Source organism: Microvirgula aerodenitrificans DSM 15089 (assembly GCF_000620105.1).
GTDB classification, from domain to species: domain Bacteria; phylum Pseudomonadota; class Gammaproteobacteria; order Burkholderiales; family Aquaspirillaceae; genus Microvirgula; species Microvirgula aerodenitrificans.
On the sequence record NZ_JHVK01000004.1, the window covers coordinates 34662 to 52411 of the forward strand.

Below are 17750 nucleotides of genomic sequence, written 5' to 3' on the forward strand. Positions count from 1 at the left end.
CGGTCGCCGCTTGTTCTCCGCCGCCGGCTCAGTGGCCGGTCGCGGTCTTTCCGGTCAGCGCGGCGACCACCCGTTCCAGCTTCATGAAGCGCGAGCCCTTGACCAGCACGGTCGAACCGCGCCCGGTCGCGGCCAGCGCCTGCAGCACCGCGTCGATGTCCGCGCCATGCACGGCACCGGCACCGAACGCCTGCGTCGCCCCGGCACTGTGCTCGCCGATGGTGACCAGGTGACGGATGCCGTGTTCGCGGGCGTAGCGGCCGATTTCGGCATGCAGCGCCGGGGCTTCGGCCCCCAGTTCGCCGATATCGCCGAATACCAGCCAGGTATCGCCACCACAGCCGGCCAGCACGCGGATCGCGGCATGGACCGAGTCGGGGTTGGCGTTGTAGGTGTCGTCGATCACGGCGGCACCGTTCAGTGCCGTGGCCGGCGCCAGCCGGCCGGCGACGCCGGCAAAGGCATCCAGTCCGGTCGCGACATCGGCCAGCGAGGCACCGAGGGCCAGCGCCACCGCAGCGGCAGCCAGCGCATTGGCGACCATATGGTCACCGGGTACGTGCAGCGTCACGGCGGCCTCGCCCTGCGCCGTCACCAGCGTGAAGCGGCTGCCGTCGGCCTGCGCGACCAGGTCGCGGGCATGGACGTCGCCGCGCGTCAGGCCGAACTCGACCCGGCGGCGGCCGGCGGCCGCAACCCGGAACAGATCTGCATGCGGATCGTCGGCATTCAGCACGGCGACACCGTCCGCCGGCAGGCCGGCGTAGATTTCCGCCTTGGCCCGCGCCACCGCCTCGACACTGCCGAAGTAGCCGATATGCGCGCGCATCGCGTTGTTGACCAGCCCCACGCGCGGCCGGGCCAGCCCGGACAGCCAGCTGAGTTCGCCAGCGTGGTTCATGCCCATTTCGATCACCGCCGCACGATGGTCGGCGGACAGTTGCAGCAGGGTCAGCGGCTGGCCGATGTCGTTGTTCAGATTGCCATGGGTAGCCAGCACGGCGGCGTCGCCATATTGCGCGACCAGGATCGCGCGCAGCATTTCCTTGACCGTGGTCTTGCCGTTCGAGCCGGTGATGCCGGCCAGCGGCAGCGCGAAGCCACGACGCCAGCGGGCAGCCAGGTGGCCGAGTGCGATGCGGGTATCCGGCACCTTGATCAGCGAGGCGCCGTCGAGTTCGAAATCGCAACGCACGACGGCGCCCACGGCGCCGGCCGCCAGCACGTCGGCGACGAAGTCATGCGCATCGAAACGTTCGCCCTTCAGCGCAACGAACAGGTCGCCAGGCCGGACCTGGCGACTGTCGGTCACCACGCGGGCAAAGTCCGCATCCGGTCCGGTGTGCACGGCATACAGTGCATCGGCGGCGGCGGACAGGCTCAGCATGCTCATGGCCGCGTCCCCCAGCTGGCCAGCGCGTCCTCGGCTTCCCGCACGTCGCTGAACGTGTGCTTGACGCCCTTGATGTCCTGGTATTCCTCGTGGCCCTTGCCGGCGACCAGAATCATGTCGCCGCTGCGGGCATTGCTGACCGCCCAGCGGATGGCGGCGCGGCGGTCGGCATCGACATGGCCCGGCGCACGCATGCCGGCAACGATGTCGTCGATGATCGCCTGCGGGGCTTCGGTGCGCGGGTTGTCGCTGGTGACGACGGTGATATCGGCCAGCTGTTCGGCAATGGCCCCCATCATCGGCCGCTTGCCGCGGTCGCGATCGCCGCCGCAGCCGAACACGCAGAACAGGCGGCCACCGGCCGGCCGCAGCACGGCCAGCGCGCCCAGCGCCTTTTCCAGTGCGTCCGGCGAGTGGGCGTAATCGACCACCACCCGCGGCTCGTCACCGCTGCCGACGCGCTGCATGCGCCCGCGCGCCGGCTGGATGCGGCCGAGAATGCGGCAGGCTTCGTCCAGCGCCACGCCATTGGCGCACAGCGCCGCCAGGCAGGCGAGCAGGTTCGAGGCATTGAAGCGGCCGAGCAGCGGCGAATCGATATGGCCCTCGCCCCACGGCGTGACCACGTCGAGGTGCAGCCCGTCCAGGCTGGCGATGAACTTGCGCGTGCGCACATCGCCCTGGTCGATGCCATAGGTGATGACGCGGCCGGCTTCGGCGCGGGTGGCAAGCTCGCGACCGAACGCATCGTCGGCATTGATGATTGCGTGACGCAGCCCGACCCAGTGGAACAGCCGTTCCTTGGCCGCGCCGTACGCTTCCATCGTGCCGTGGTAGTCGAGGTGGTCGCGGGTCAGGTTGGTGAAGACGGCGGTGGTGAAGGCGACGCCGTTGACGCGGTGCTGGTCCAGCCCGTGGCTGGACACTTCCATCGCCACCGCACTGGCGCCCTGGCGGCGGAAACCGGCCAGCGAGGTCTGCACGGTGACCGGGTCCGGCGTGGTGTGGGTGCTGTCGGCCAGTTCACCGAAGAAGCCGTTGCCGACCGTGCCGATCAGCGCGGTCTTGCGATTGTTCAGGGTCAGCGCCTGGGCCAGCCAGGTAGTGATCGAGGTCTTGCCGTTGGTGCCGGTCACGCCGATGACGGTCATGGCCCGGCTCGGGTCGCCGAGGCGGTGGCTGGCGATCACGCCCGCGCGTGCGCGCAGGTCGGGCACGGCCAGGTTGGGCACATCCCATGCAGGGTTCCAGGCGAAGCCGTCGGCCGGGTCCCAGGCCACGCCGCCGGCGCCCTGGGCAATCGCCTGGGCAATGTAGTCGCGACCGTCGGCGTATTCGCCACGGAAGGCCAGAAACAGGTCGCCCGGCAGCACGCGGCGGCTGTCGGACGTGACGCGATCGGGACGCAGTCCCAGCGAATCGAGTTGCGCCGGGTCCCATTCCGGCAGATTGATGAGGCGGGAAATCATGTTTCTTCTTTCACTAGCGGCACATCGGCCGGGAACAGCGTGTTGTTGGTCGGCGCATCGGGCTCGACGCCCAGCATGCGCAACCCGTCCGCCATGACCTTGGCGAACACCGGGGCGGCGGAAATCCCGCCGTAAATCATGCCTCTTTCATTGCCGGGCTCATCGAACATCACGGCGACGATCAGCCGTGGCCGCGTCGCCGGCGCAAAGCCGACAAAGGACGCCACGTATTTCTTCACGTAGCGCCCGCCTTCGAGCTTCAGCGCGGTGCCGGTCTTGCCGGCAACGTGGTAGCCGAGCACCTGCGCGCGTGGCGCGGTGCCGCCCGGCTCGGTGACCTTGATCATCATGTGGCGGATGGTGCGCGCCGTCTGCGCCGAAATGATGCTCTTGCCCGGCAGCGGCGCATCCAGCTTGGTAAACGAGATCGGCAGCATTTCGCCGTCGTTGGTGAACACGGTGTAGGCACGCGCCATCTGGATCAGGCTGACCGAAATGCCGTGGCCGTAGCCCATCGTCGCCTGCTCGATCGGGCGCCAGGTTTTCCACGGCCGCACATGGCCCGCGGCTTCACCGGGGAAGCCGGTCTGCGGCCGCCGGCCGAAGCCGATGTCGTTGAAGAACTGCCACATGGTCTTCTGCTGCAGCAGCAGCGCGATCTTGCTGGCGCCGACGTTCGACGATTTCTGCAGGATGCCGCCGATGTCCAGCTCCGGATACAGGTGGGTATCCTTGATCAGCGCCGGGCCGATGGTATAGCTCCTGGTATCGAACACCTGCTCGGCACGGATCAGGTGGTCGTCGAAAGCCTTGGCGATGACCAGCGGCTTCATGATCGAGCCCGGTTCGTACTGGTCGCTGAGCACGCGGTTGCGCATCTCCGCCGGTTTCAGGTCCCAGCGGTTGTTCGGGTTGTAGGTCGGCAGGTTGACCAGGGCCAGCGTTTCGCCGGTCTGCGCGTCGAGCACGACAATGCCGCCGGCCTTGGCGCCGCTGGCTTCCATGCCGGCCTTCAGTTCGCGATAGGCGAGGTACTGGACGCGGCGGTCCAGCGACAGCGCCAGGGTCTGGCCGTCACGCGGGCGCTCGATGGCGGCCACGTCCTCGACGATATGACCGCGACGGTCCTTGATCACGTGACGGCTGCCGGCGTGGCCGGCCAGCATCTTGTCGCGCGACAGCTCCATGCCTTCCTGGCCGCGCCCGTCCATGCCGGTGTAGCCGACCACCTGGGCCATGATCTCGCCGGCCGGGTAGTAGCGGCGGTATTCGCGCTGGGTCGACACGCCGGGAATGGCGAGCTTGACCACTTCATCCGCCAGTTCCGGGCGGATCTGGCGTTTCAGGTAGACGAACTCGCGCCGCTTGTCGGCAAACTTGCGCGCGATGTCCTCGGGCTTCAGGTCCAGCAGCCGCGCCAGCGCATTGATCTTCTCGACCGGCACCGCATCCATGTCGGCCGGACTGGCCCAGATCGACTGTACCGGGGTGGAGATGGCCAGCGGTTCGCCGTTGCGGTCGGTAATCATCCCGCGCGTGGCTTCCAGCGTCAGCGTGCGGCTGTAGCGGGCCGAGCCCTGCCCCTGCAGGAAGTCCTGCTTGATGACCTGCAGGTAGATGGCGCGGGCCAGCAGCGCGCCAAACAGCACGCCCAGCACGCAGCCGACGATTTTGACCCGCGACGCGGGCAGGCGCAGGCTCTGGTTCTGCCGGCGCGGAATGCCGCCGCGCGGGGTGTGGATCGCCCCGACGCGGGTCATGGCCGGCTCCCGAGGGTAATGACCTGGATTTCACGCGTGTCCGGCATGTGCATGCCGAGCGCGTCGGTGGCGCGGCGCTCGATCAGCGCATGCGCCGCCCAGGTACCCTGTTCCAGCCGCAGGCGGCCGTATTCGACGTCAAGCTCGTGGGCAAAACGCTGTTCCTTCTGCAGTTCGCCATACCGCTTGCGCGATTCGAACCGGCAGGTGATGACCGACAGGGCACAACCGATCAGCACGACCAGCAGCAGAAGGTGGCTCCGGGTCATGTCGACGGTCCCCAGCGCACATTGTTGCGTGACGCGACGCGCATGATGGCGCTGCGCGCGCGCGGGTTCGCCGCCAGCCGTTCGCTGCCCTCGCGCACCGGTTTGCCAAGCAGCGCCAGCGGCGGCTGCGGCAGGTCGGCGGCGCGGATCGGCATGCCGCGTGGCAGTTCGGGCGGCGACGACGCGGCGCGCATGAACTGCTTGACGATGCGGTCTTCCAGCGAATGGAAGGCGATGACCACCAGGCGGCCGGCCGGCAACAGCCGCGCCGCAGCCTGCGGCAGCACGGCTTCCAGTTCGTCCAGCTCGCGATTGATGAAGATGCGGATGGCCTGGAACGTTCGCGTGGCCGGGTCCTGCCCGGGTTCGCGCGTTCGCACGCAGCGCGCGCACAGCGCCGCCAGTTCGCGGGTGGTGTGAAGCAGCGTGCCGTCGGCGCGGTTCTGCACGATGGCACGGGCAATGGAGGCGGCGAAGCGTTCCTCGCCGTATTCGCGGATCACGCGACGGATATCGTCCTCGCTGGCGCTGTTCAGCCAGTCGGCCGCCGTCTGGCCGCGCGTGGTATCCATGCGCATGTCCAGCGGTGCGTCGAAGCGGAAGCTGAAACCACGCTGCGCGTCGTCGATCTGCGGCGAGGACACGCCGAGATCCATCAGCACGCCGTCGACCCGTTCGACGCCGAGCCGGTCCAGCTCGTCCGCCAGGGTTTCAAAGCCGGCGTGGACGATGGTCAGGCGCGGATCATCGATGCGGCCGGCCTCGGCAATGGCCAGCGGGTCCTTGTCGAAGGCGATCAGCCGGCCTTCGGGCCCGAGCCGGGACAGGATCAGGCGCGAGTGTCCCCCGCGTCCGAACGTGCAATCCACATACACGCCGTCCGCGCGCACGGCGAGGGCCTCGACAGCCTCGTCAAGCAGCACGGTAATATGTTGCAGCGGCGTGCTCACAATGAAAATTCTCCCAATTGGCCGGTCAGTTCGCCCGGCGGCAATGCCAGGGTCGCCATGGTCTCGGCGTCCCAGCGGTCTTCGTCCCACAATTCAAAGCGCCGGCCCATGCCGACCAGCACCACTTTCTTGTCCAGCCCGGTCATCTGCCGGAGTTTGGCCGGCAGCAGCACGCGGCCGGCACTGTCCATCTCCAGCGTTTCGGCGTGGCCCAGCAGCAGGCGCTGGTAGCGCAGCGCGGCCGGGTTGTTGGCCGGCAGGGCGGCAATTTTCTCCGCCACCGGCAGCCAGGTTTTCTGCGGATACACCAGCAGGCAATTCAGCGATTCGAGCGTCACCACCAGCCTGTCGCCGAAATCGGCGCACAGGGTCTCGCGGTGCCTGGCCGGAATGGCAAGGCGACCTTTGCTGTCGAGACTGAGGGTGCTGACGCCGCCTAACATGATGGCCCGATGCGTTCCTGGTTTTCCCTGGGGGGAATAATCCACTTTAATCCACTTTCCCCCACATTCCGCCACTATAAGGATTCGACAAAATCCGGTCAATGACCATCCTGCGCGATTCACCTTGCAGGACAAGCACTTAGAGAATTTGCCGAATGGGAAAAAACGGAAAGAATCAGCGGCTTGCTGCAGCGCCCACACGGCAAAAACAGTAAAAGGCCCCGCAAGGGGCCTCGTACTGTGGACTGCCGGGAAAATGACGAACGGTCAGTGCCTCAGGCCAGCTTCTGACGCAGGATCTCCTGCACCTGGCCCGGATTTGCCTTGCCGCGACTGGCCTTCATCACCTGACCGGCCAGCGCGTTCAGCGCTTTTTCCTTGCCGGCGCGGAATTCCTCGACCGCCTTCGGGTTGGCCGCGATCGCTTCCTCGACCAGCTTTTCGATCGCGCCGGCATCGGACACCTGCTTCAGCCCGTCGCGTTCGATGATGGCGTCGGCATCGAGTTCGCCGTCCCACATCGCGTCGAACACCTGCTTGGCCAGCTTGTTCGACAGCGTGTTGTCGGCAATGCGGACCAGCAGGCCGGAGAAGCGTTCGGCCGACACCGGCACATCGGCCAGCGTCTTTTCCTCACGGTTCAGACGCGCGGCGATTTCACCGGCGATCCAGTTCGCGGCCAGCTTGCCCTGTCCGGACAACTTCGCCACCGCCTCGAAATAACGGGCGGTATGCAGATCCTGGGTCAGCGCACCGGCGTCGTAGGCGGACACGCCATAGGCATCGATAAAGCGGGCCTTCATCTCGCCCGGCAGTTCCGGCATGTCGGCGCGCACGGCGTCGAGGTCGGCATCGGTCACTTCGAGCGGCAGCAGGTCCGGGTCCGGGAAGTAGCGGTAGTCGTGCGCGTCTTCCTTGCTGCGCATCGCGCGGGTTTCGCCACTGTCCGCATCGAACAGCACGGTGGCCTGCTGGACGCGCCCGCCGTCCTCGATGGTATCGATCTGCCACTGGATTTCGGCATTGATCGCCTGTTCGAGGAAGCGGAACGAGTTCAGGTTCTTGATCTCGCGCCGGGTACCGAATTCGGCCTGGCCAAACGGACGGATCGACACGTTGGCGTCGACGCGGAAGCTGCCTTCCTGCATGTTGCCGTCGCAGATGCCGAGCCAGGTCACCAGCCCGTGCAGGGTCCGCGCATAGGCGACCGCCTCGGCCGCCGAGCGCATGTCCGGCTCGGACACGATTTCCAGCAGCGGCGTGCCGGCGCGGTTCAGGTCGATGCCGGTCACGTGCTGGAAGGCCTCGTGCAGCGACTTGCCGGCGTCTTCCTCAAGGTGGGCACGGGTCAGACGCACGGTCTTTTCCGCCTCACCGACCCGGATCACCAGCTCGCCGCCCTCGACGATCGGCAGCTCGAACTGGCTGATCTGGTAGCCCTTCGGCAGGTCGGGGTAGAAGTAGTTCTTGCGGGCGAAGATCGACTTGCGATTGATCTTCGCGCCGATGGCCAGCCCGAAGCGCACGGCCTTTTCCATGGCGGCCCGGTTCATCACCGGCAGCACGCCCGGCAGCGCGATGTCGACCGCGCTGGCCTGGGTGTTCGGCTCGGCGCCAAAGGCGACGCTGCTGCCGGAAAAGATTTTCGACTGGGTCGAGAGCTGCGTATGCACCTCAAGCCCGATGACGACTTCCCATTTCATCGCTTCAGTACCTATTTTTCGTAGATTTCCGCAATCACCGGCACCGGCACGTTGTGGCCTGGCACTTTCGGGTTGCTCATCAGGATCTTCAAGCCCTGCCGCGCCAGTTCGACCAGTTCGCGTTCGCTGCGCACACGCACGAAATCACGCTCCAGGTGGGTCGGACTGGCGGCGAGCAGGCCGTCGCGGAACCGGTGCGGCGTCAGCACGGTGCCGATCGCCTTGCCGCGGCGCACGATATGTCGAAGCTTCTCGCTCACGACGCCGGCGCCTGTCGGTGCCAGTCGGTCGACTGCTGGAACTGGTGGGCAACGTTCAGCAGCTGTGCCTCGCGGAAATAGTTGCCGATCAGCTGCACGCCGATCGGACGGCCACTGGCGGAGAAGCCGGCCGGCATGCTCATGCCCGGCAGACCGGCCAGGTTGACCGCCAGCGTGTAGATGTCGGCCAGGTACATCGCGACCGGATCGTCACCCTTCTCGCCCAGGTTCCAGGCCGGGGTCGGCGCCACCGGGCCGAGGATCACGTCGCACTGCGCGAACGCGGCACGGAAATCGTCGGCCAGCAGGCGGCGGATCTTCTGCGCCTGCAGGTAATAGGCATCGTAATAACCGTGCGACAGCACGTAGGTGCCCATCAGGATGCGGCGCTTGACCTCGGCGCCGAAGCCTTCGGCGCGCGATTTTTCGTACATGTCGGTCAGGTCGCGGTATTCGGCCGCACGGTGGCCGTAGCGCACGCCGTCATAGCGGCTCAGGTTCGAGCTGGCTTCGGCCGGGGCGATCACGTAGTAGGCCGGGATCGACAGCTCGGTCTTCGGCAAACTGACTTCGACGATGCTGGCCCCGAGCCGCTTGAGCTCGGCCACGGTCGCATCAACCACCCGCGCCACTTCGGCATCCAGCCCGTCGGTGAAGAATTCGCGCGGCAGGCCGACCTTCAGCCCGGCCAGCGACTGGCCCAGCTCGCGGGTGTAGTCCTCGGCCGGACGGTCGAGGCTGGTCGAGTCGCGTTCGTCGAAACCGGCCATCACGTTCAGCATCAGCGCGCAGTCTTCGGCGGTCTGCGCCATCGGGCCACCCTGGTCCAGCGAACTGGCGAAGGCGACCATCCCGTAACGGCTGACGACGCCATAGGTCGGCTTGATGCCGGTAATGCCGCAGAACGACGCCGGCTGGCGGATCGAGCCGCCGGTATCGGTACCGGTGGCAACCGGCACCAGCCGCGCGGCCACGGCGGCGGCCGAGCCGCCGGAGCTGCCGCCGGGCACCGCGCCGTGATCCCACGGGTTGCGCACCGGGCCATAGAACGAGTTCTCGTTCGACGAGCCCATCGCGAACTCGTCCATATTGGTCTTGCCGACGGTCACGAAGCCGGCCTGCTTGCAGCGCGACACCACGGCGGCGTCATACGGGCCGATAAAGGTGTCGAGCATCCGCGATGCGCAGCTTGTCTTCATGCCTTCGGTGACGAACAGGTCCTTGTGCGCCAGCGGGATGCCGGCGAAACGCGGGGCCTGTCCGGCGGCGCGGGCCGCATCGGCCGCGCGGGCGGCGGCCAGCGCGACGTCGCGGTCGGCAATGGTGATAAAGGCATTGAGTGCCGGGTTGGCGCGTTCGATGCGGTCAAGCGCATCGGCAACCAGTTCGGCCGCCGATGCCTGTTTGCCGGCGAGCGCGTCGGAAAGCTCTTTTAGCGTGTATTCCATGTCGGAGCGGGCAGTATCTTGATATAAAGGGAGGCGGCCGGCACGAGGCCGGGCACGGTAATGCGTTATTCGATGACTTTCGGCACCAGGTAGAGGCCAGCCTCGACCTGCGGCGCCACGGCCTGGAACGCATCGCGGTGATCGGTTTCCGTCACGACGTCCGCACGCAGACGCAGGCTGACGTCCTGGGGATGCGCCATCGGCTCGACACCTTCCGTGTCGACTGCGCGCATCGCCTCGATCAATCCGAGGATGCCATTCAACTGACCTTGCACCGCCATCCGTTCCTCGTCGCTGACCCGGAGCCGGGCAAGCCGGGCAATCCGGGTGACATCTTCGGTCGTGAGCGCCATAAAAACCTCGTTAATGCCTTAATATTTAGAACTTTGTAGGGTATCATACCGCGCCGTTTCGCCCAAGCTTCCGCCACCGGCGGATTTGCCCCCACACACGGAATTTCGGGCCGTCGCAAAACGCGGCGTCCCTGATCAGGATTGTTACATGCTCCGTTCCATTACCGGTTATTTCTCTCACGATCTCGCGATCGACCTTGGCACCGCCAACACGCTGATTTACGTCACCGGCAAGGGCATCGTGCTTAACGAACCCTCTGTGGTCTCGATCCACCACGAGTCGAATTCGAACAAGAAGACCATTCTCGCCGTCGGCCTCGAAGCCAAGAAAATGCTCGGCCGCACCCCGGGAAGCATCTCGGCGATCCGCCCGATGAAGGACGGCGTGATCGCTGACTTCACCGTCACCGAGCAGATGCTCAAGCAGTTCATCAAGAAGGTCAGCCCGAGCCGCTTCCTGTCGTCCAGCCCGCGCATCGTGATCTGCGTGCCGTGCGGCTCGACCCAGGTCGAGCGCCGCGCCATCAAGGAATCCGCGCTCGGCGCCGGCGCGCGTCGCGTCGAACTGATCGAAGAGCCGATGGCCGCGGCCATCGGTGCCGGCCTGCCGGTCGAGGAAGCCACCGGTTCGATGGTGGTCGACATCGGCGGTGGCACGACCGAAGTCGGCGTGATCTCGCTGGGCGGCATCGTCTACTCGAACTCGGTTCGCGTCGGCGGCGACAAGTTCGACGAGTCGATCATCAACTACATCCGTCGCAACTACGGCATGCTGATCGGTGAGACCACGGCCGAAGAGATCAAGAAGACCATCGGTTCCGCCTTCCCGGGCGCCGAAGTCCGCGAGATGGAAGTCAAGGGCCGCAACCTGGCCGAAGGCATTCCGCGCTCGTTCACCGTGTCGTCGAACGAAATCCTCGAAGCGCTGACCGAGCCGCTGAACCAGATCGTGTCCGCCGTGAAGATCGCGCTGGAACAGACGCCGCCGGAACTCGGCGCCGACATCGCCGACAAGGGCATGGTGCTGACCGGTGGTGGCGCGCTGCTGCGCGACATCGACCGCCTGCTGCAGGAAGAAACCGGCCTGCCGGTGTTCGTTGCCGAAGACCCGCTGACCTGCGTGGTTCGCGGCTCCGGCAAGGCGCTCGACAAGCTCGACAAGGCCATCGGCACCATCTTCACCAACGATTGATCCCTTTGCAGTCGAGACGGCCGGCCAGCGATGGCCGGCCACTGACGGCCCACAGACTGCCGCATGGACTTTTCCAGCCAACCGAGATTCTTTCGCCGCGGTACGACACCGCTGACCCGCCTGATTGCCTGCGGGTCGCTGTCGCTCGCGCTGATGGTCACTGACAGCCGCCTGCACCTGCTCGAGCATATTCGCGAGACGGTGGCGGTCGCCCTTTATCCGCTGCAGTGGCTGGTCAATACCCCGATCGAGGCGGCGGTGCGCGCCAGCGACTTCTTCACCGCCCAGGCGGTGCTGGAGCGCGAAAACCACACCCTGCGCAACGAACAGCTGATGCTGTCGGCCAAGCTGCAGCGCCTGGCCAATCTCGAACAGGAAAACCGCGAACTGCGCTCGCTCGGTGGCCTGAAGCCGCAGAAGCAGGGCCACGAGCAGTTCGCCGAAATCCTGTACCAGAGTCGCGACCCGTTCACCCGCAAGCTGATCATCGACCAGGGCGACCAGAGCGGCATCCAGCCCGGCATGCCGGTCATCGATGCCCACGGCCTGCTGGGTCAGGTGTCGCGGGTTGCCCCGCTGACCAGCGAAGTCACGCTGATCACCGAGAAGGATTCCGCCGTTCCGGTCATGGTGTCGCGCAACGGACTGCGCGCGCTGCTGTTCGGTACCGGCGGCGGCGTCGAAGTCCGCTTCCTGCCGTCCACCGCCGAAATCGAGGCCAACGACCTGCTGGTCACCTCGGCCATCGACGGCACCTATCCGCCCGGCCTGGCCGTCGCCAGGGTGCTGAAGGTCGAACACAATGTTGGCGGCGCCTTCGCCCGCGTCATCTGCACCCCGCTGGGTGAAGTCGACCGCGGCCGCTTTGCGCTGGTGCTGCAGCAGCAGCCCGAGCTGCCGGCCCCGCCGCCAGAGCCGGTGCCGAAACCCCAGAAGAAGAAGAACCGCCGCGCTGGCGGCGACGAATAGGCCCATGGACAAACCGAGAGAACTGCTCAAGCCGATCAAGGCGCGCTGGATCCTGTTATCCGTGGCCCTGGCCCTGGTCGTCGAGCTGCTGCCGCTGGGCGGCAGTACCCGCTTCCTGCCCGACTTCGCCGCGCTGATGGTGATGTACTGGTCCATCAACCAGCCGTCGCGCTTCGGCATCGTGCTGGCCTTTCTGGTCGGCATCGCCTGCGACTTCACCAGCGCCAGCGTCATCGGCCAGCACGCGCTGGCCTACACCTTCACCACCTACCTGATCACGCTGCGCCAGCGTCAGGTGGTCATGTACAACCTCGGCCAGCAGGCACTGGTCGTGCTGGCGCTGCTGCTGCTGAACCAGGCCATCATGTGGATTACCCGCGTCGCACTGGGCAGCGCCCCGGTGGGTCTCGGTTATTTCACCTCGCCGTTCGTCGGCGCCCTGCTGTGGCCGCTGGTCACCAATATCCTGATCATTCCGCAGCGCCGCGGGCGCCCGGGCTGACGCGATGCTGTCTTTTCGACGCCGGTTCCGGTTCAAAGCGCTGTGGCGCGCCGACTCCCCGTCCGCCCAGCAGCAGGACAGCCAGTTCCAGATCCGGCTGGTCGTCGCCTTTGCGGCAATGGTGTTCGCGTTTTTCCTGCTGTTCACCCGCTTCGTGTTCCTGCAGGTACTGCAGCACGACCACTTTTCCACCCTGGCGCAGCAGAACCGGATTTCGCTGGTGCCGGTCGAGCCGAACCGCGGGCTGATTGTCGACCGCAACGGCGAGATTCTGGCGCAGAATTATTCGGCCTACACGCTGGAACTGACGCCGTCCAAGATCGACGATCTCGATGCCACCATCGCCGAAGTCGGCAAGCTGGTCGAGGTCACGCCGCGCGACCTGCGCCGCTTCCGCAAGCTGCTGGGCGAGTCGCGCAATTTCGAGAGCGTGCCGCTGAAGGTCAAGCTGACCGATGTCGAGATCGCCCGCATCGCCGCCCAGCGCTATCGCCTGCCCGGCGTCGACATCAATGCCCGCCTGTTCCGTGACTATCCGTTCAAGAACCTGCTGTCGCACGTGATCGGCTATATCGGCCGCATCAACCAGAAAGACCAGGACATGCTCGAGGAGACCGAGCAGATTTCAAATTATCGCGGCAGTACCCATATCGGCAAGACCGGGCTGGAAAAGGTCTACGAGGAAGAACTGCACGGCGTCACCGGTTTCGAGGAAGTCGAGACCGACGCCGGCGGCCGCGCCATCCGCACCCTGCGCCGCACCCCGCCGCGCAACGGCAAGATCCTGAAGCTCGCGCTGGACATCCGCCTGCAGCAGAAAGCCAGCCAGCTGTTTGCCGGCCGGCGCGGCGCCCTGGTCGCCATTGACCCGGCGACCGGCGGCGTGCTGGCCTTCCTGTCCGAGCCCGGCTTCGATCCGAACCTGTTTATCGACGGCATCGACAGCCAGACCTGGAAAGATCTGAACGACGACTGGAAGAAACCGCTGGTCAACCGCGCGCTGCGCGGCCTGTACCCGCCCGGCTCGACCTTCAAGCCGTTCATGGCCATGTCCAATCTGGAAGCCGGCTTCCGCAGCCCGGACTACGCGATCGCCGACCCCGGTTACTTCACGCTGCCGGGCAGCTCGCACCGCTTCCGCGACTCGTTCCCGAGCGGCCGCGGTTCGGTCAACCTGTTCAAGGCGATCCAGGTCTCCAGCGACACTTACTTTTACAAGCTGGCCTGGGACATGGGTATCGACCGCCTTGCGCCGCAGCTGGCCAAGTTCGGCCTCGGCACCCAGACCGGCATCGACCTCGACCACGAGGCGCGCGGCGTGCTGCCGTCGCGGGAATGGAAGGCCAGGCGCTTCGCCCGCTACCCGGAAAACGTGCGTCGCTGGATGCCGGCCGACGTGGTGCCGATCGGCATCGGCCAGGGCTACAACACCTACACACCGCTGCAGATGGCCAATGCAACCGCGATTCTCGCCAACGGTGGCAAGGTGTTCAAACCGCATGTGGTGCAGGAAATCATCGACCCGGCCACGCATGCGCCGACCCGGGTATCGGCACTGCCGATTCGCGACAACCATTTCAATCCGAAGAACGTCAATTTCGTCAAGGAAGCCATGGCGGCGGTGCTGAAGCCTGGCGGTACCGGGGCCCGCATCGGCGCCGGCCTGCAGTACGACATGGCCGGCAAGACCGGCACCGCGCAAGTGGTGCAGATCAAGCAGGGGGCCAAGTACAACGCCGCAGCCCTGGCCGAGCAGCACCGCGACCACTCGTGGTTCATCGCCTTCGCACCGGTCGATCAGCCGAAAATCGCGGTCGCCGTCATCGTCGAGAACGGTGGCTGGGGCGCCGCCGCCGCTGCGCCGATCGTCCGCCAGCTGGTCGATTTCTACCTGCTCGACAATGGCAAGACCCCGTTGATCCACCCCGGTGACGAGGTACCTGCGCCCGATGCCGAAGCGGCGGCCGCCACGCCGGCCAAACCATCGCGCAAGCCCGGCGCACCGGCAGGGAAACCGGCCGCCGCACCGCCGCGCGGTGTCGAAGAGGTACCCGAGGAATAACATGTCGCAATCCAGCAACCTGATCGGCCGCATCTTCGAGCGCATCAAGGCGCCGGTGGACGGCTGGCTGTTCCTGTTCACCATCCTGATCTTCATCGTCAGCCTGGTGGTGCTGTACAGCGCCTCGAACCAGAATCTGGACAAGGTGCTGAACAAGATGGCGTTCATGGCCATCGCCCTCGGCGTGATGTGGGCGATTGCCAACATCAAGCCGGAGCAGCTGATGCAGCTCGCGCTGCCCGGCTACCTGATCGGCGTCCTGCTGCTGGTCGGTGTGGCGCTGTTCGGCGAGGTGGTCAATGGCTCGCGGCGCTGGCTCGACATCGGCGTCACCCGCATCCAGCCATCGGAAATCCTCAAGATCATGGTGCCGATGGTGCTGGCGTGGTTCTTCCAGAAAAACGAAAGCAGCCTGCGCTGGTTTCACTTCGTGATCGGGGCGCTGGTCATCGCCGTGCCGGTCGCCTTCGTGCTCAAGCAGCCCGACCTCGGCACGGCATCGCTGATCGCCGCCGCCGGCTTCTACGTGATCTTCCTCGCCGGCCTGCCTTGGCGCGTGCTGCTGATCGGCCTGCTGGGCTTTGGTGCCACGCTGCCGGTGATCTGGAACATGATGCACGACTACCAGCGCCAGCGCGTGCTGACGCTGCTGGACCCGACCCAGGACCCGCTCGGTGCCGGTTACCACATCATCCAGTCGATGATCGCCATCGGCTCCGGCGGCCCGCTCGGCAAGGGCTGGCTGGCCGGTACCCAGACTCACCTGGAGTTCATCCCGGAACGGACCACCGACTTCATTTTCGCCGTCTATGCCGAGGAATTCGGCCTGCTCGGCAACGGCATCCTGCTGGTGCTGTACCTGCTGGTCATCGGCCGCGGGCTGATGATCGCGGCCAAGTCCACCAATCTGTTCGGCCGCCTGATGGCGGGCTCGCTGACGCTGTCGTTTTTCACCTATGCTTTCGTCAACATGGGCATGGTGTCCGGCATCCTGCCCGTGGTCGGTGTGCCGTTGCCGCTGGTCAGCTACGGCGGCACCGCCATGGTGTCGATCCTGGTCGGTTTCGGCATGCTGATGTCGATCCAGAAACACAGGCCACTGATCAAGCGCTGAGCGCCGACAGGACTGTTCAGGCACGCCGGGCGGTGATAATGTTCATCCGTTATTTTGCTTGGCGCAAATAGAACAAAAGGTTATATGAAAATGCGTAAATTCCTTGCTGTGCTGGCACTCGTCGGCCTGAGCACCACCACCCTGGCTGCCGACCTGCTCGATACGGTGCAGGCCCGCGGCACGCTGAAAATCGCCACCGAAGGCACCTACCCACCGTTCTCGTTCAAGGACAAGCAGCAGCAACTGACTGGCTTCGATGTCGAGATCGGCCGCGAGATCGCCAGGCGCCTGAAGGTCAAACCGGAGTTCGTGCAGAGCGAGTGGAGCGGCATGCTGGCCGGTCTGCAGGCCGGCAAGTACGACATTGCACTGAACCAGGTGTCGGTGACGCCGCAGCGTCAGCAGATCTTCGACTTCAGCGTGCCGTACACGATTTCCAGCGCCCAGTTGGTGGTGCGCAAGAATGAAACCCGCGTCTTCCGCTCGCTGGACGATCTGAAGGGCAAGAAGCTCGGCGTCGGCCAGGGCAGCAACTACGCCGACATGGCGAAGAAGGTCGACGGCGTCGAGGTCAAGACTTACCCGGGCGCACCGGAATACCTGCAGGATCTGGCCACCGGCCGCATCGATGCCGCGCTGAACGACAGCCTGATGATTCCGTTCTCGATCAAGGAATCGCGCCTGCCGGTCAAGGCCGGCGCGCCGGTCGGCGACCTGACCACCATGGCGGTGCCGTTCGCCAGGGGCAATCCGAAATTCAAGACCGCCGTCGACGCCGCGCTGAACGGCATGAAGAAGGACGGCACGTTCAGGACGCTGTCGGTCAAGTGGTTCGGCATCGACGTCTCGAAGGCGCCGGCGCACAAGAAGTAACTAGCGGGTACGCATGAGCGACACCGCCCGGTCGGGCGGTGTCGCTTTTTCGGGAGAAGAAATGAACTGGATGGAACTGCTGCAGACCGCGCTGCCGGTCATGCTGGCCGGGGCCGGCTACACCTTGATGTTTGCCGTGACCAGCATGGTGCTGGGACTGGCGCTGGGCTTCGCCGTGGCGCTACTGCGCGTCGCCCGGGTGCCGGTGCTGGCCCCGATTGCCGCCACCTATGTCAGCCTGATGCGCGGCACGCCGCTGCTGGTGCAGATTTTCGTCATCTACTACGGGCTGCCGAGCGTCGGCATCGAGTTCTCGCCGGTGCCGGCCGGCATTCTGGCGCTGACGCTGAATGTCGCCGCCTACCTGTCGGAATCGATGCGCGGCGCACTGGCCGGCGTCGAGCGCGGGCAATGGGATGCCGGGCTGTCGCTGGGCTTCACCTGGTGGCAAAGCATGCGCTACATCATCGCGCCGCAGGCGCTGCGCCTGGCCGTGCCCAGCCTCGCCAACAGCCTGATCTCGCTGATCAAGGACACGTCGCTGGTCTCGGTCATCACCGTGGGCGAGCTGATGCTGGCCACCAAGGACGTGATCGCACAGACCTTCCAGCCACTGCCGCTGTACCTGGCCGCAGCCGGTATCTACTGGCTGCTGAGTTTTCTGTTCGAGCGGGTACAGAAGCGGGTGGAAACCCGCCTCGCCGTCGCGCACCGGCACTGAGCCGGTACGTGCCGCTGGCGTCAGGCCAGCTCCGACCTCGCCAGCGTAGCCCCCTCATCTGCCCGGAGCAGACCAGCATGCCCAAATTGAAACGAGCCGCATTGAGCGGCTCGTTGGCGAGGGTGGATGAACGTGTTAAAGAACGCTGTCTGTCCATGACGCGGTTTCAAACATGCCGGCGTTACGGGCCGGCCCCTCTGTTTCCCCGTGGTCGCGCATCGATATCGCGTGTACGGCGGCTGGGGACCCCGTGCGCGCTGGGCGCAGTG

General features: G+C 65.8%; 17 protein-coding genes. 7 read left to right on the plus strand and 10 right to left on the minus strand.

The annotated features are described in order from the left end of the window. Window positions 1-28: 28 nt before the first annotated feature. The 10 genes from Q352_RS0105615 to gatC all read right to left on the minus strand — a co-directional run bounded on the left by Q352_RS0105615 (window position 29) and on the right by gatC (window position 10048). Window positions 29-1393 carry a UDP-N-acetylmuramoyl-tripeptide--D-alanyl-D-alanine ligase gene (locus Q352_RS0105615; RefSeq protein ID WP_308417830.1) on the minus strand — a complete coding sequence of 455 codons (1365 nt, stop codon included), beginning with the start codon at window positions 1391-1393 and terminating at the stop codon, window positions 29-31. Further along, complete coding sequence (locus Q352_RS0105620; RefSeq protein WP_028498490.1) at window positions 1390-2862, minus strand: UDP-N-acetylmuramoyl-L-alanyl-D-glutamate--2,6-diaminopimelate ligase; 1473 nt, start codon at window positions 2860-2862, stop codon at window positions 1390-1392. Before Q352_RS0105620 ends, Q352_RS0105615 begins: the two co-directional genes overlap by 4 nt. Continuing rightward, window positions 2859-4622, minus strand: a complete 1764-nt coding sequence (locus Q352_RS0105625) for a peptidoglycan D,D-transpeptidase FtsI family protein (RefSeq protein ID WP_036385458.1) — start codon at window positions 4620-4622, stop codon at window positions 2859-2861. Before Q352_RS0105625 ends, Q352_RS0105620 begins: the two co-directional genes overlap by 4 nt. Next, window positions 4619-4891 carry a cell division protein FtsL gene (gene ftsL, locus Q352_RS0105630; RefSeq protein ID WP_028498492.1) on the minus strand — a complete coding sequence of 91 codons (273 nt, stop codon included), beginning with the start codon at window positions 4889-4891 and terminating at the stop codon, window positions 4619-4621. Before ftsL ends, Q352_RS0105625 begins: the two co-directional genes overlap by 4 nt. Further along, window positions 4888-5841, minus strand: coding sequence for a 16S rRNA (cytosine(1402)-N(4))-methyltransferase RsmH (gene rsmH, locus Q352_RS0105635; RefSeq protein WP_028498493.1), 954 nt, complete (start codon window positions 5839-5841; stop codon window positions 4888-4890). Before rsmH ends, ftsL begins: the two co-directional genes overlap by 4 nt. Next, complete coding sequence (gene mraZ / locus Q352_RS0105640) at window positions 5838-6284, minus strand: division/cell wall cluster transcriptional repressor MraZ (protein WP_028498494.1); 447 nt, start codon at window positions 6282-6284, stop codon at window positions 5838-5840. The genes rsmH and mraZ overlap by 4 nt, the downstream gene beginning before the upstream one ends. Before the next feature lie 275 nt (window positions 6285-6559). Next, a complete protein-coding gene (gatB, locus tag Q352_RS0105645) occupies window positions 6560-7987 on the minus strand; it encodes an Asp-tRNA(Asn)/Glu-tRNA(Gln) amidotransferase subunit GatB (RefSeq protein WP_028498495.1) in 1428 nt (475 codons plus the stop codon). An 11-nt stretch (window positions 7988-7998) separates the two neighbouring features. Beyond that, window positions 7999-8247: a hypothetical protein gene (locus Q352_RS0105650; protein WP_028498496.1), complete on the minus strand. Its 249-nt coding sequence runs from the start codon at window positions 8245-8247 to the stop codon at window positions 7999-8001. Then, on the minus strand, window positions 8244-9695 hold the full coding sequence (gatA, locus tag Q352_RS0105655; protein WP_028498497.1) for an Asp-tRNA(Asn)/Glu-tRNA(Gln) amidotransferase subunit GatA: 1452 nt from the start codon (window positions 9693-9695) through the stop codon (window positions 8244-8246). Before gatA ends, Q352_RS0105650 begins: the two co-directional genes overlap by 4 nt. 65 nt (window positions 9696-9760) lie before the next feature. Continuing rightward, window positions 9761-10048 carry an Asp-tRNA(Asn)/Glu-tRNA(Gln) amidotransferase subunit GatC gene (gene gatC / locus Q352_RS0105660; protein WP_028498498.1) on the minus strand — a complete coding sequence of 96 codons (288 nt, stop codon included), beginning with the start codon at window positions 10046-10048 and terminating at the stop codon, window positions 9761-9763. A gap of 148 nt (window positions 10049-10196) precedes the next feature. Between gatC and Q352_RS0105665 the strand changes: the two genes are divergently transcribed. From Q352_RS0105665 to Q352_RS0105695, 7 genes are all read left to right on the plus strand, one after another. Beyond that, entirely contained in the window at window positions 10197-11240 is a 1044-nt protein-coding gene (locus Q352_RS0105665) for a rod shape-determining protein (protein ID WP_028498499.1), read from the plus strand. A 63-nt stretch (window positions 11241-11303) separates the two neighbouring features. Next, a complete protein-coding gene (gene mreC / locus Q352_RS0105670) occupies window positions 11304-12209 on the plus strand; it encodes a rod shape-determining protein MreC (RefSeq protein WP_028498500.1) in 906 nt (301 codons plus the stop codon). 4 nt (window positions 12210-12213) lie between these two features. Beyond that, on the plus strand, window positions 12214-12711 hold the full coding sequence (mreD, locus tag Q352_RS0105675; RefSeq protein ID WP_028498501.1) for a rod shape-determining protein MreD: 498 nt from the start codon (window positions 12214-12216) through the stop codon (window positions 12709-12711). Between the two features lie 4 nt (window positions 12712-12715). Further along, a complete protein-coding gene (gene mrdA / locus Q352_RS19995; RefSeq protein ID WP_051528714.1) occupies window positions 12716-14773 on the plus strand; it encodes a penicillin-binding protein 2 in 2058 nt (685 codons plus the stop codon). A 1-nt stretch (window position 14774) separates the two neighbouring features. Further along, window positions 14775-15887, plus strand: a complete 1113-nt coding sequence (gene rodA / locus Q352_RS0105685) for a rod shape-determining protein RodA (RefSeq protein ID WP_028498502.1) — start codon at window positions 14775-14777, stop codon at window positions 15885-15887. A gap of 90 nt (window positions 15888-15977) precedes the next feature. Then, entirely contained in the window at window positions 15978-16760 is a 783-nt protein-coding gene (locus Q352_RS0105690; protein WP_028498503.1) for a transporter substrate-binding domain-containing protein, read from the plus strand. Between the two features lie 61 nt (window positions 16761-16821). After that, on the plus strand, window positions 16822-17481 hold the full coding sequence (locus Q352_RS0105695) for an amino acid ABC transporter permease (protein ID WP_028498504.1): 660 nt from the start codon (window positions 16822-16824) through the stop codon (window positions 17479-17481). Window positions 17482-17750: the final 269 nt, after the last annotated feature.